7 protein-coding genes are annotated in these 14,241 nt (G+C 62.8%); 6 read left to right on the top strand and 1 reads right to left on the bottom strand.

What is annotated here, in order from left to right; genetic code table 11:
• The first annotated feature begins 11 nt into the window (after positions 1–11).
• From ACI2KS_RS18970 to ACI2KS_RS18945, 6 genes are all read left to right on the top strand, one after another.
• Complete coding sequence (locus tag ACI2KS_RS18970; protein ID WP_404622528.1) at positions 12–1,340, top strand: MdtA/MuxA family multidrug efflux RND transporter periplasmic adaptor subunit; 1,329 nt, start codon at positions 12–14, stop codon at positions 1,338–1,340.
• Positions 1,337–4,432, top strand: coding sequence for an MdtB/MuxB family multidrug efflux RND transporter permease subunit (locus ACI2KS_RS18965; RefSeq protein WP_404622527.1), 3,096 nt, complete (start codon positions 1,337–1,339; stop codon positions 4,430–4,432). The genes ACI2KS_RS18970 and ACI2KS_RS18965 overlap by 4 nt, the downstream gene beginning before the upstream one ends.
• 97 nt (positions 4,433–4,529) lie before the next feature.
• Positions 4,530–7,637, top strand: a complete 3,108-nt coding sequence (locus tag ACI2KS_RS18960; protein ID WP_404622756.1) for an efflux RND transporter permease subunit — start codon at positions 4,530–4,532, stop codon at positions 7,635–7,637.
• On the top strand, positions 7,634–9,136 hold the full coding sequence (locus ACI2KS_RS18955; RefSeq protein WP_404622526.1) for an efflux transporter outer membrane subunit: 1,503 nt from the start codon (positions 7,634–7,636) through the stop codon (positions 9,134–9,136). The genes ACI2KS_RS18960 and ACI2KS_RS18955 overlap by 4 nt, the downstream gene beginning before the upstream one ends.
• A gap of 127 nt (positions 9,137–9,263) precedes the next feature.
• Entirely contained in the window at positions 9,264–11,354 is a 2,091-nt protein-coding gene (locus tag ACI2KS_RS18950; RefSeq protein ID WP_404622525.1) for a putative bifunctional diguanylate cyclase/phosphodiesterase, read from the top strand.
• 51 nt (positions 11,355–11,405) lie between these two features.
• A complete protein-coding gene (locus ACI2KS_RS18945; protein ID WP_404622524.1) occupies positions 11,406–12,152 on the top strand; it encodes an SDR family oxidoreductase in 747 nt (248 codons plus the stop codon).
• A gap of 124 nt (positions 12,153–12,276) precedes the next feature.
• Here ACI2KS_RS18945 and mapR read toward each other — a convergent pair whose 3' ends face one another.
• The gene (gene mapR, locus ACI2KS_RS18940; RefSeq protein ID WP_404622523.1) at positions 12,277–13,758 is read right to left on the bottom strand and encodes a GntR family transcriptional regulator MpaR; all 1,482 of its coding nucleotides are present in this window, start codon (positions 13,756–13,758) and stop codon (positions 12,277–12,279) included.
• Positions 13,759–14,241: the final 483 nt, after the last annotated feature.

Here is a 14,241-nt window from a genome sequence, read left to right as displayed (position 1 = left end):
TGACTTAATTCATGCAATCGTCTGCTCCACGTAACTCCCGTCGCTGGCTGTTCAGCCTCTTGGTTCTGCTGATTGTCGCAGGCGCCTGCTGGCGATTCTGGCCGGGTTCGGCGCAAAAAACCGACGCCACCGCCGACAGCGGCCAGGCACACAAGAGTGCCAGCCGCAGCGGTGGGGCAGGCAAGGCGGGGGGGCAGCGCCCCGGTTTTGGTGGCTCGACCGGGCCGGTGCCAGTGCGCGTGGCGGCGGCATCCACCGGCGATTTCCCGATCTACTACAAGGCACTGGGTACCGTCACGGCGATGAACACCATCAACGTGCGTAGCCGGGTGGCAGGCGAGCTGGTCAAGATCAGCTTCGAGGAAGGGCAGCAGGTCAAGGCCGGTGACCTGCTGGCAGTGATCGACCCGCGCAGCTATCAGATCGCTCTGCAGCAGGCTGAAGGCACCCTGATGCAGAACCAGGCGCTGCTGAAAAATGCGCAACTCGATGTACAGCGCTATCGGGGCCTGTACAAAGAGGACAGCATTGCCAAGCAGACGCTGGACACCGCCGAATCCCTGGTGGGCCAGTATCAGGGCACGATCAAGACCAATCAGGCGGCAGTGGGCGACGCCAGGCTCAATCTGGATTTCACCCAGATCCGCGCGCCGATTGCCGGGCGCGTTGGTTTGCGCCAACTGGACGTGGGTAATCTGGTCGCCGCCAATGACACCACCGCACTGGCGGTGATCACCCAGACCAAACCGATCACGGTCAACTTCACCCTGCCGGAAAAAGACCTGGCCGATGTCATCAGCCACTACCGCAGCGGGGAAAAGCTGCCGGTGGAAGCCTGGGACCGTGGCGATGTGAAGCTGCAGGCGCGCGGGGTACTGGCCAGCATCGACAACCAGATCGATATCACCACCGGCACCCTGAAATTCAAGGCGCGCTTCGATAACCAGAGCGAAACCCTGTTCCCCAACCAGTTCGTCAATGCGCGGCTGCTGGCCACAACCCTGAAAAACGTGGTGCTCGTGCCATCGGCGTCGGTTCAGTTCGGCGTCAACGGCACGTTCGTCTACGTGATGGATGGCGACAAAAAGGTGCGCATTCGTCAGCTCAAGACCGGCGCGAGCGATGAAAACTCGACGGTCATCACCGAAGGACTGGCAGCCGGCGACCGCGTGGTCCTGGAAGGCACCGACCGTCTGAAAGACGGCAGCGACGTGGAGGTGGTCAACGACAGTAAGGATGTACCCGCCACCCCCGGTCAGAAACTGCAGGGCAAGCCGTCCAAAGACAAGGAGTCCGGTGAGTCTGCCGACGTCGCCAGCGCGAAAAAAGGCAACGTATGAACCTCTCGCGGCTGTTCATCCTGAGGCCGGTGGCGACCACCCTGAGCATGCTGGCCATCGTGCTGGCCGGGCTGATTGCCTACGGCTTGCTGCCGGTGTCCGCGTTACCGCAGGTCGACTACCCGACCATCCGGGTGATGACCCTGTATCCCGGTGCCAGCCCGCAAGTGATGACCAGCGCAGTGACCGCGCCGCTGGAGCGCCAGTTCGGCCAGATGCCGGGCCTGACGCAAATGGCCTCGACCAGCTCCGGCGGCGCCTCGGTGATTACCTTGCGCTTCAGCCTGGACATCAACATGGACGTGGCCGAGCAGCAGGTGCAGGCGGCCATCAATGGCGCCACCAACCTGTTGCCCAGCGACCTGCCGGCGCCGCCGACCTATAACAAGGTCAACCCGGCCGACACGCCGGTGCTGACCCTGGCCATTACCTCCAAAACCATGCTGCTGCCCAAGCTCAATGACCTGGTCGACACGCGCATGGCGCAGAAGATCGCCCAGATCAGCGGCGTCGGCATGGTCAGCATCGCCGGCGGCCAGCGTCAGGCGGTGCGGATCAAGGTCAACCCTGACGCCTTGGCCGCCAACGGTCTGAACCTGTCGGACGTGCGCACACTGGTCAGCGCCTCCAACGTCAATACACCCAAGGGCAACTTCGATGGTCCGACCCGGGTGTCGATGCTCGACGCCAACGATCAGCTCAAGTCGCCCGAGGAATACGCAAACCTGATCCTGGCCTACAAAAACGGCGGCCCGCTGCGACTCAAGGATGTCGCGCAGATTGTCGATGGCGCGGAAAACGAGCGCCTGGCGGCCTGGGCCAATAAAAATCAGGCGGTGCTGCTGAACATCCAGCGCCAGCCCGGTGCCAATGTCATCGAAGTGGTCGACCGGATCAAGGCCTTGCTGCCGAGCATTACCGACAACCTGCCTGCCGGGCTCGACGTGGTGGTGCTGACCGACCGCACCCAGACGATCCGCGCCTCCGTCAGCGACGTGCAACATGAATTGCTGATCTCCATCGTGCTGGTGGTGCTGGTCACCTTCCTGTTTCTGCGCCGCTTCAGTGCCACGATCATTCCATCGGTTGCCGTGCCGCTGTCGCTGGTGGGCACGTTCGGCGTCATGTACCTGGCCGGTTTCTCGGTGAACAACCTGACCCTGATGGCCATGACCATTGCCACCGGCTTCGTGGTGGACGATGCGATCGTCATGCTGGAGAACATTTCCCGGCATCTGGAGGAGGGCCAGACACCGCTGCAAGCGGCCCTCAAGGGTGCCCGGCAGATCGGCTTCACGCTCATTTCGCTGACCGTCTCGCTGATCGCAGTGCTCATTCCTCTGCTGTTCATGGCCGATGTGGTGGGGCGGCTGTTCCGCGAGTTCGCCATCACCCTGGCCGTGGCGATCCTGATTTCCCTGGTGGTCTCCCTGACCCTGACGCCGATGATGTGCGCGCGCCTGCTCAAGCGCGAACCCAAGCCCGAAGAGCAGGGCCGCTTCTATCGTGCCAGCGGCGTCTGGATCGACTGGCTGATCGCCGCCTACGGGCGCAAGCTGCAATGGGTGCTCAGGCATCAGCCGCTGACCCTGCTGGTGGCAGTCGCCACGCTGGGCATCACCGTGTTGCTGTATCTGGTGGTGCCCAAAGGCTTCTTCCCGGTACAGGATACCGGCGTGATCCAGGGCATCTCCGAGGCGCCGCAATCGGTGTCGTTTGCCTCCATGAGCGAGCGGCAGCAAGCGTTGGCGAAAATCATCCTGCAAGATCCGGCGGTGGCCAGCCTTTCGTCCTACATTGGCGTCGATGGCGACAACGCCACGCTCAACAGCGGGCGCATGCTGATCAACCTCAAACCGCATAACCTGCGCGATGTCTCGGCCAGTCAGGTGATCCAGCGTCTGCAGCCGGAAGTCGATCAGCTCTCGGAAATTCGCCTGTTCATGCAGCCGGTGCAGGACCTGACCATCGAAGACCGGGTCAGCCGCACTCAATACCAGTTCAGCATGTCCTCGCCGGACGCCGAATTGCTGAGCCTGTGGAGCGGCAAGCTGGTCCAGGCCCTGGCCGAGCGCCCGGAGCTGACCGATGTCGCCAGCGACTTGCAGGACAAGGGCCTGCAGGTGTACCTGAATATCGATCGCGACGCCGCCAGCCGCCTGGGCGTGACCGTTTCCAACATCACTGACGCGCTGTATGACGCCTTCGGCCAGCGGCAGATTTCCACCATCTATACCCAGGCCAGCCAGTACCGCGTGGTGTTGCAGGCCGCGGCCGGCAATGATCTCGGGCCGCAGGCGCTGGAGCAGATTCACGTCAAGACCACCGATGGCGGGCAGGTCAAGTTGTCCAGCCTGGCCAGGATCGAACAGCGTCAGGCGCAACTGGCGATTGCCCATATGGGCCAGTTCCCGGCGGTGATGATGTCGTTCAACCTGGCCCCCGGCGTTGCCTTGGGGCAGGCGGTGGAAGTGATCGAGCAGGTGCAGAAGGACATCGGCATGCCGATCGGCGTGCAGACCCAGTTCCAGGGCGCGGCACAAGCCTTCCAGGCCTCGCTGTCCAGCACGCTGTTGCTGGTGCTGGCAGCGGTGGTGACCATGTACATCGTGCTTGGCGTGCTGTACGAGAGTTACATCCACCCGATCACCATTCTTTCGACACTGCCTTCGGCGGCCATCGGCGCGTTACTGGCGCTGATCCTCAGCGGCAACGATCTGGGGATGATCGCCATCATCGGCATCATTCTGTTGATCGGCATCGTCAAGAAGAACGCGATCATGATGATCGATTTCGCCCTGGACGCCGAGCGCAACCGTGGCATCGACCCACAAACGGCGATCTACGAAGCGGCGCTGCTGCGCTTCCGGCCGATCCTGATGACCACCCTGGCGGCATTGTTCGGCGCCATCCCGCTGATGTTCGCCACCGGTTCCGGCGCCGAGCTGCGCCAACCCTTGGGTCTGGTGATGGTAGGTGGCTTGTTGGTCAGCCAGGTGCTGACGCTGTTCACCACGCCGGTCATCTATCTGTATTTCGACCGGATGGGACGCAGGTTCCGTCGCACAGGCAAGACCGAGGTGGCGCTATGAGTGGCAGCCGCTACACGCCACAAGCCACACGCTGCAAGCGGGTTTACGCCGCCACAGCTCCTTGCAGCTTGCTGCATACAGCCTGGAAGTGGTCCCGGTGAACCTCTCGGCGCCTTTCATCCGCAGGCCAGTGGCGACCATGCTGCTGAGCCTGGCGATCATGCTGCTGGGCGGCATGAGCTTTGGCCTGCTGCCCGTGTCGCCGTTGCCGAACATGGATTTTCCGGTGATCGTGGTCAGTGCCTCGCTGCCCGGTGCCAGCCCGGAAATCATGGCGTCCAGCGTGGCCACGCCGCTGGAGCGATCGCTGGGCACGATCGCCGGGGTCAACACCATGAGCAGCCGCTCCAGCCAAGGCTCGACGCGGATCATTCTGCAATTCGACATGGACCGCGACATCAACGGCGCCGCGCGCGAAGTGCAGGCGGCCATCAACGCCTCGCGCAATCTGCTGCCCAGCGGGATGCGCAGCATGCCGACCTACAAGAAGGTCAATCCGTCCCAGGCGCCGATCATGGTGTTGTCGCTGACCTCCGATGTGCTGGAAAAAGGCCAGCTGTACGACCTGGCCTCGACGATCCTGTCCCAGAGCCTGTCCCAAGTGAACGGCGTGGGCGAGGTGCAGATCGGCGGCAGCTCGCTGCCGGCGGTGCGGGTCGAGCTTGAGCCCAAACTGCTGGATCAGTACGGCGTGTCGCTGGATGAGGTGCGTACCACAATCTCCGGTTCCAACGTGCGTCGACCCAAAGGCTCGGTGGAGAATGCCGAGCACAACTGGCAAGTGCAGGCCAACGATCAGCTGGAAAAGGCCAAGGATTACGAATCACTGATCATTCGCTACCAGGACGGCGCCGCGTTGCGCCTCAAGGACGTGGCCAGGGTCAGGGACTCGGTCGAGGACCGCTACAACAGCGGCTTCTTCAACAAGAAGTCAGCCGTGCTGCTGGTGATCAACCGCCAGGCGGGCGCCAACATCATCGAGACCGTGGCGGCGATCAAGGCGCAGTTGCCGGCCCTGCAGGCGGTGTTGCCGGCCAGCGTCACCCTGGATCTGGCCATGGATCGCTCGCCCGTGATCAAGGCCACCCTGCACGAAGCGGAAATGACCCTGCTCATCGCCGTGATGCTGGTCATCCTGGTGGTGTTCCTGTTTCTCGGCAATTTCCGCGCCTCGCTGATCCCCACCCTGGCGGTGCCGGTATCGCTGGTGGGCACGTTCGCCATCATGTATCTGTGCGGTTTCTCACTGAACAATCTGTCGCTGATGGCACTGATTCTGGCCACCGGTCTGGTGGTGGACGACGCCATCGTCGTGTTGGAAAACATCTCGCGGCACATCGACGAGGGCGTGCCGCCGATGCAGGCCGCTTACCGCGGGGCCGAAGAGGTCGGGTTTACCTTGCTGTCGATGAACGTGTCGTTGGTCGCGGTGTTCATTTCGATACTGTTCATGGGCGGCTTGGTGGAGAGCCTGTTTCGCGAGTTTTCCATCACCTTGTCGGCCTCCATCGTGGTGTCGCTGGTGGTCTCACTGACGCTCACCCCGATGCTCTGCGCGCGCTGGATCAAACCTCATGTGCCAGGCCAGGAGAATCGCCTGCAACGCTGGAGCCAGCGCATCAACGATCGCATGGTCGTCGGCTACGACCGCAGCCTCGGCTGGGCGCTGCGCCACCGCCGCCTGACCCTGCTGACGCTGTTGATCACCATCGGCGTCAACGTCGCCCTGTATGTGGTGGTGCCCAAGACCTTTCTGCCGCAGCAGGACACCGGCCAGTTGATGGGCTTCGTGCGCGGTGACGATGGCCTGTCGTTCTCGGTCATGCAGCCGAAGATGGACGTGTTCCGCAATGCCATCCTCAAGGACCCTGCCGTTGAAAGCGTGGCCGGTTTCATCGGCGGCAACGGCGGCACCGGCAACGCCTTCATCATCGTGCGTCTGAAACCGATCCAGGAGCGCGGGATCGGCGCTGAACAAGTGGTCGAGCGACTGCGCAAGGAAATGCCCAAGGTGCCGGGCGGGCGCTTGTTCCTGCAACCCGATCAAGACCTGCAACTGGGCGGGGGGCGTGAACAGACCAGCTCGCAATACCAGTACATCCTGCAAAGCGGCGATCTGGAAACCCTGCGCCTGTGGTATCCGAAAGTGGTCGCAGCGCTCAAGTCGCTGCCGCAGCTGACCGCCATCGACGCCCATGATGGCGGCGGCACCCAGCAGGTGACGCTGATCGTCGACCGTGATGCGGCCAAACGGCTGGGCATCGACATGAACATGGTCACCACGGTCCTCAACAACGCCTACAGCCAGCGTCAGGTGTCGACTATCTATGACCCGCTGAACCAGTATCAGGTGGTGATGGAGGTCAATCCCAAGTACGCCCTGGACCCGATCACCCTGGAGCAGGTGCAAGTGATCACCGCCGATGGCGCGCGGGTGCCGTTGTCGACCATCGCCCGCTACGAGCGCAGCCTGGAAGACGACCGTGTGGCCCACGACGGTCAGTTCGCCTCCGACAGTGTGTCCTTTGACCTTGCCGACGGCGTGACGCTGGACCAGGCCACCGTGGCCATCGAGCGCGCCGTGGCAGCGGTGGGCCTGCCCGAAGACGTGATTGCCAAGATGGCCGGCACCGCCGATGCCTTTGCCGCCACCCAGAAAAGCCAGCCATGGATGATCCTGGGCGCGCTGGTGGCGGTGTATCTGGTGCTGGGGATTCTCTACGAGAGCTATATCCACCCACTGACCATTCTGTCGACGCTGCCGTCGGCCGGCGTTGGCGCGCTCCTGAGCATTTACCTGACCGGTGGCCAGTTCAGCCTGATCTCGTTGCTGGGGCTGTTTCTGCTGATCGGGGTGGTGAAAAAGAACGCCATCCTGATGATCGACCTTGCCCTGCAGCTGGAGCGGGGCAGTGGCATGACGCCGCTCGAATCGATCCGCAATGCCTGTCTGCAGCGCCTGCGACCGATCCTGATGACCACCCTGGCGGCGATCCTCGGTGCCGTGCCATTGCTGCTCAGCAGTGCCGAAGGGGCCGAGATGCGTCGCCCGTTGGGCCTGACCATCATCGGCGGGCTGATCCTCAGCCAGATCCTCACGCTGTACACCACGCCTGTGGTTTACCTTTACCTCGACCGTCTGCGCCATCGCTTCAATACCTGGCGTGGTGTGCAGACCGATGTTGCCCTGGAAACGCCGCTATGACTCATCGCCTCAACGCTTTTGCCAACCAGCGGAATTTGCCATCGCGGCGCACCCTGGCCACGCCCCTGGCGGTGACCCTGTGTGCGCTGCTGCTCGGTGGTTGCGCGGTCGGTCCGGACTACAAGACGCCGGACATGCCGACGCCTGCGCACTTCAAGCAGGCCCAGGGCTGGACCCAGGCCAACCCCGGCGATGCAATGGCCCGCGGCGCCTGGTGGGAGGTCTACAACGATGCGCAGCTCAACGCCCTGGTGGAAAAGCTCAACAGCTCCAACCAGACCGTGGCCCAGTATGAGGCGCAATACCGTCAGGCGGCCGCGCTGGTTCGCAGCGCTCGTGGCGCGTTTTTCCCCACGGTGGATCTGACCACCAGCAAGAATCGATCAAGCCAGGGTACCGGCAGCAGCAACTCCAGCCTGAGCAGCTCCAGCAGTGGGATTCGCGACACCTACAACGCGCAGCTGGGGGTGAGCTGGGAGGCTGACGTCTGGGGCAAGTTGCGCCGCGGCCTTGAGGCCGACAAGGCCAGTGCCCAGGCCAGTCTCGCCGATCTGGCCTCGATGCAACTGAGCCTGCAATCGCAACTGGTGCAGAACTACCTGCAACTGCGGGTCATCGACGAGCAGAAGCGCCTGCTCGAATCGACGGTCGAGACCTACCAGCGCTCCCTGACCTTGACCCAGAATCAGTACCGCGCCGGGATTTCCGGGCGCGACGCGGTGGCGCAGGCACAGACCCAGCTCAAGTCGACCCAGGCCGACCTGATCGATCTGGCCTGGCAGCGCGCGCAGTTCGAGAATGCCATTGCGGTACTGATGGGGCAGGCGCCTGCCGATTTCAGCCTGGCAGCGACCACCAGCGTCCCCGGCTTGCCGCAGATTCCGGTGCAATTGCCTTCGCAGCTGCTGGAGCGGCGCCCCGACATCGCCGCCGCGGAACGCTCGGTGATGGCCGCCAATGCCAATATCGGGGTGGCCAAGGCTGCGTACTATCCCGATCTGACCCTGAGCATGAACGGCGGTTACAGCAGCAGTACCTTCAGCAACTGGATCACACTGCCGAACCGTTTCTGGTCAGTCGGCCCGCAACTGGCCATGACCCTGTTCGACGGTGGCCAGCGCTCTGCCGAGGTGGACCGCACCGAAGCGGTGTACGACCAGACCGTGGCGCAATATCGTCAGGCCGTGCTCGACGGCTTCAAGGAAGTCGAGGATTACATGGCGCAGTTGCGCGTCTACGAGCAGGAAGCCGGGGTCCGCGACGAAGCCCTGGCGGCGGCGCGCGATTCGCTGCGTCTGACCAGTAACCAATACAAGGCCGGTTTGATTGGCTATCTTGATGTGGTGAACGTACAGACCACGGCCTTGAGTAACGAACGCAGTGTGCTGACACTGCTGCAAAGCCGCCTGATTGCCAGCGTTCAGTTGATCGCGGCACTGGGTGGGGGCTGGAATGCCGAGACCGGTCTGACGCGTGAGCCCGAGTTGTCCAGACGTTAGCCATGCTTAAATGGCTTAATGCCATGATTACGACGGACTGCCGCGACATTTTCCCGGATTTCGGTACAATCGCCGCCGTATTCCATGGCTGTAAAGCCTTATCTGGTTGAGTCATGAGTTACGCCCCATGCTGATTGGACACTACACGTTGTCGCTGGTCCTGGTTTCCATTCTCGTGGCCATTCTGGCGTCCTATACCGCGCTCGATCTTGCCGGACGCATTGCCACCGCCAAGGGCCGGGCAATGGTCATGTGGATCTGCGGCGGAGCGCTGTCGATGGGCATCGGCATCTGGTCGATGCACTTCATTGGCATGCTGGCGTTCAAGCTGCCGATCGACCTGGGCTTCGACCTTTCCCTGACTTTGCTTTCGCTGCTGGTGGCGGTTCTGTCATCAGGCTTCGCCCTGTGGCTGATCAGTCACAGGCATGTGCCGCCGCTGCAGATCCTGCTCGGCGCGCTGGCCATGGGGGCCGGCATCAGCACCATGCATTACACGGGCATGGCGGCGCTGCACATGCAGCCGGGGATCGATTACGACCCGACGCTGTTCGCAGCCTCCCTGCTGATCGCGGTCACCGCCTCCGCCGCGGCATTGTGCATCGCCCTGCGCCTGCGCCGGCAGACCCCCTACGTGCACCTGATGCGCTTTGGCGCAGCGGTGGTGATGGGTTTTGCCATCGTCGGCATGCATTACACCGGCATGGCCGCGGCCAATTTTCCCGAGGGCAGTTTCTGTGGCGCCGCGGTGACGGGGCTGCGCACTGACGGTCTGGACAAACTGGTGCTGATCACCAGCCTGGCGGTGCTGACCATCACCTTGCTGACGTCGATTCTCGATGCCCGTCTGGAAGCCCGTACCGCGCAGTTGGCGCAGTCGTTGAGCGAGGCCAATCGCGAGCTGACCCAACTGGCACTGCACGACACGCTGACCGGGCTGCCCAATCGGGTATTGCTGGCCGACCGTATCGAGCAGGCCATGGGCAAGGTCGACTCCCAGGGCGGCCTGTTTGCCCTGATGTTCATGGACCTGGACGGATTCAAGCCGGTCAACGACGCCTTCGGCCATCACGTGGGCGACCAGCTGCTGCGTGAGGTGGCGCTGCGCATGCGTGACAACTTCCACCGCCATGACACGCTGGCGCGCATCGGTGGCGATGAGTTCGTGCTGCTGGTGGAACTGGAGGAAATCGACGACGCGACCACCGTGGCGTCCCGCCAGGTGGCATTGGTCGGCAAGCCCTTCAACGTCCAGGACCACGACCTGCAGATAACAGTGAGCATCGGCATCAGCCTGTACCCGGGCAACGGCCGCACTCAGCAGGAGCTGCTGATGAATGCCGATGCGGCGATGTATCACGCCAAGAGCGCAGGCAAGAACGGCTACAGTTTTTTCGATGCGTCGATGAATACCAATGCGCGCAACCAGTTGCAGCTGTTGCAGGATCTGCGCGTCGGCCTGCGCGAAGGCCAGTTCTGCCTGCACTACCAGCCCAAGTTCGCTGCCGGAACCGGTGAACCGGTGGGCGCCGAGGCCCTGGTGCGCTGGAATCATCCGCAGCAGGGTCTGCTGATGCCTGACAAGTTCATCGGCCTGGCGGAGAAGACCGGTCTGATCATCAACATCGGTGATTGGGTGCTCAACGAGGCCTGTCGTCAGATGCGCGTCTGGTACGACGCCGGTTACACCCATTGGCGTATTGCGGTGAACCTGTCGGCCTTGCAGTTCTGCCACGCGGCGCTGGTCAAGACCGTGGCCAACTCGCTGGCCGCCCATGGACTGCCCGCCAACTGCCTGACACTGGAAATCACCGAAACCACGGCCATGAGCGATGCCGACGCGAGCATGACGGTCCTGCAGAAGCTCTCGGACATGGGGGTGGACTTGTCCATCGACGATTTCGGCACGGGCTATTCCAGCCTGATGTATCTCAAGCGCCTGCCGGCCAACGAGTTGAAAATCGACCGTGGCTTCGTCCGTGATCTGGAACATGACAGTGACGACGCGGCGATTGTCTCGGCGATCGTCGCGCTCGGGCAGGCGCTGAACCTGCGCATCGTCGCCGAAGGCGTGGAGACCAGCAGCCAGCAGAACTTCCTGACCCGGCTGGGGTGCGATTCGTTGCAAGGCTATCTGCTGGGTCATCCATTGCCAGCAGACCGCTTCATGGCGGATATTGTCGCGGCGCACAAACGCGTATCCGAGGACACCCTTTGACGTTCAACACGTTGCACAACACTAAAAAGCACGCATCGATTCGGACTCTCCATGGATAAAAATCTCCTCATCACTGGCGGCTCCAGAGGTATTGGTGCTGCCACGGCTATTCTGGCGGCCTCGCAGGGTTATCGCGTGTGCATCAATTATCTGTCTGACCACGGCGCGGCAGAACGCGTCTGCGGGCAGATTCGCGAGGCGGGCGGGCACGCCATTGCGATCCAGGCCGACGTCAGCAACGAAGACGAAATCATCCGCCTGTTTTCCCGGGTGGACTCCGAATTGGGGCGCTTGAGCGCGTTGGTCAATAACGCCGGCACGGTGGGCGAAGCCTCACGGGTCGAGACCATGTCCGAATTTCGCATGCTCAAGATCATGATGAGCAATGTGGTCGGGCCGATGCTGTGCAGCAAGCACGCGCTGCTGCGTATGTTGCCGCGCCACGGCGGGCATGGCGGCAGCATCGTCAACGTGTCGTCGGCGGCCGCACGCCTTGGCTCGCCGGGCGAATACGTCGACTACGCCGCCTCAAAGGGTGCGCTGGACACCTTCACCATCGGTCTTGCCAAGGAAGTGGCGGGCGAGGGTATCCGCGTCAACGCCGTGCGCCCGGGCTATATCTTCACCGAGTTCCACGCCCTGAGCGGCGATGCGCAGCGGGTCAGCAAACTGGAACCGACCATTCCCATGGGCCGTGGCGGGCTGGCCGACGAGGTGGCCGAGGCGATTCTGTGGTTGCTGTCGGACAAGGCCTCGTATTCGACCGGCGCGTTCATCGACCTGGCGGGTGGTCGGTAAGCCGCACCGCAGCTGCAGAGCCTGCAGTCAGGGTTGCCGGCGGTCAGCGATATGAAGGACGCTGCCGCCGGCAAGCCGGACTGCTGCAGGGTTTTGTGAAGGCGTTGCCAAACGGCGCGACGTGCTACTGGGTGGGCGCCAGGGCGGCCCCAGGCGCTGTCCCCAGCATTGACCGGATGATCTTGCCCAGCGTCTCCATCGCCCGCTCGGATGTCTCGCCCCACGGGCTGCCGTAGTTCAAGCGAATGCAATTGCCAAAGCGCCGGGTTGGCGAAAACATCGGCCCCGGGGCGATGCTGATGCCTTGGGCCAGCGCCACCTGAAACACTTTCAGCGAATCGATCTGCTCCGGCAATTCAAGCCACAGAAAATAACCTCCGGCAGGCTGGCTGACCCTGGTCTGTGCCGGGAAATAGCGGGCGACCGCGCCGAGCATGGCGCGCAACTGGTCTTCCAGGCTGTTGCGCAGTTTGCGCAGATGGCGATCATAACCGCCGTGCTGCAGGTAATCGGCGATGGCAGCCTGGGCGGGCATTGACGCGCACAGGGACGTCATCAGTTTGAGCCGCTCGACCTTTTGCGCATAGCGACCGGCCGCGACCCAGCCAACCCGGTAACCCGGCGCAAGGCTCTTGGCAAACGATCCGCAATGCAGCACCAGCCCTTCGGTGTCGAACGCCTTGGCCGGTTTAGGTGCGTGCTGGCCGTAGTACAGCTCGGCGTAGACATCGTCCTCGATCAATGGCACCTGATGCTTGCGCAAAAGCTCCACCAGCTCGCGCTTGCGCGATTGCGAAACGGTCGCACCGGTAGGGTTCTGAAAGCTGGTCATGCTCCAGCAGGCCTTGATCGGATAACGTTCCAGGGTGTGTTCGAGCACGCCCAGATCGATCCCGGTCTGTGGGTGCACCGGAATCTCGACGGCCTTGAGTTTCAGGCGTTCGAGCACCTGCAGGCAGGCATAAAACGCCGGAGCTTCAATCGCCACCAGATCCCCAGGCTCGGTCACCGCCTGCAGGCACAGGTTCAGGGCTTCCAGCGCGCCGTTGGTGATCAGCAGTTCTTCCATGGGCAACATCTGTCCGGCGACCATGTAGCGCAGCGCGATCTGCCGACGCAGGACCGGGTTTCCTGGTGACAGGTCGCTGACCACCATGCGCGGGTCCATGTCCCGCGTGGCACTGGCCAACGACCGCGCCAGGCGCTGCAACGGAAACAGCGCCGCGCTGGGGAATGCCGAACCGAAGGGCACGGTGTTCGGGTCCTTGATCGATTCCAGTACCGAAAACACCAGCTCACTGACATCGACCTCGGTGGTTTCACTGACCTGCGGTGGGTCGGGCATGTCCTGGGCGGGCGCTGGATCGAACCGCTGGCTGGCCAGGCTCTGGTTGCCAAGGCTGTCATTGACGAAGTACCCCGAGCGCGGCCGGGCCCGAATCAGCCCACGGCGCTCCAGAAGGTAATAGGCTTGAAACACGGTGGAGGGGCTGATGCCGTGGGTCTGGCTGGCGTAGCGCACCGACGGCACCCGCTGCCCGGCAGCGAGCACGCCGGAACGGATCAGCTCGGCGATGTCCTCGGCAAACTTTTCGTAACGCTTCATGGAGGGCTCGCCAGTTGCGGGAGCAGGCACGTGCCTGCGGTCACGGAAGAGCCGACTATGCGCGGCAAACAGGTTTCAGTACAGATGCAGGTTTTGCGATAAACAGCAGATCAGATGGGCAGCTGGGAAACAAACCTGTGGAGGGCGTGTCGGGGGCAGGCTGTCGATTCTGGCCGGCGGGCGACAGATGCCGACCGCTTCCTCCCGGAGGGCGTGGGAGTCCGGCCTGCCGACGATCTGGCGCGAAGCGCCAGCAAATCTTGTGAATGGTATGCACCTGACCCACCGAGTGTCTGATCCTACGGCCGGTACCCGGCAGCTCGTCCGGATGCGGCCCAGAGGCAAGCCCGCTCCTACGGGCTGAACTGACCTCAAAAAGTTGGACATTAATCCTGACTTTTTGGGTGTTCAGCATGGGCAAGTATTCGATTCAATTCAAAATCACCGCCATCAAGGCCTACCTCGATGGCGACGACGGCTTTC

The sequence above is a fragment of the Pseudomonas sp. NPDC087358 genome, assembly GCF_044900785.1.
In the GTDB taxonomy this organism is placed as follows: Bacteria; Pseudomonadota; Gammaproteobacteria; order Pseudomonadales; family Pseudomonadaceae; genus Aquipseudomonas.
Note: the sequence above shows the minus strand (reverse complement) of the source record. Positions and strands in the feature narration are given on the sequence as shown.

Bases quoted from the DNA above. Each gene is read 5' to 3' on its own strand.
- ACI2KS_RS18970 (WP_404622528.1), top strand. From the start codon at position 12: ATGCAATCGTCTGCTCCACGTAACTCCCGTCGCTGGCTGTTCAGCCTC.
- ACI2KS_RS18965 (WP_404622527.1), top strand. From the start codon at position 1,337: ATGAACCTCTCGCGGCTGTTCATCCTGAGGCCGGTGGCGACCACCCTG.
- ACI2KS_RS18955 (WP_404622526.1), top strand. From the start codon at position 7,634: ATGACTCATCGCCTCAACGCTTTTGCCAACCAGCGGAATTTGCCATCG.
- ACI2KS_RS18950 (WP_404622525.1), top strand. From the start codon at position 9,264: ATGCTGATTGGACACTACACGTTGTCGCTGGTCCTGGTTTCCATTCTC.
- ACI2KS_RS18945 (WP_404622524.1), top strand. From the start codon at position 11,406: ATGGATAAAAATCTCCTCATCACTGGCGGCTCCAGAGGTATTGGTGCT.
- mapR (WP_404622523.1), bottom strand. From the start codon at position 13,758: ATGAAGCGTTACGAAAAGTTTGCCGAGGACATCGCCGAGCTGATCCGT.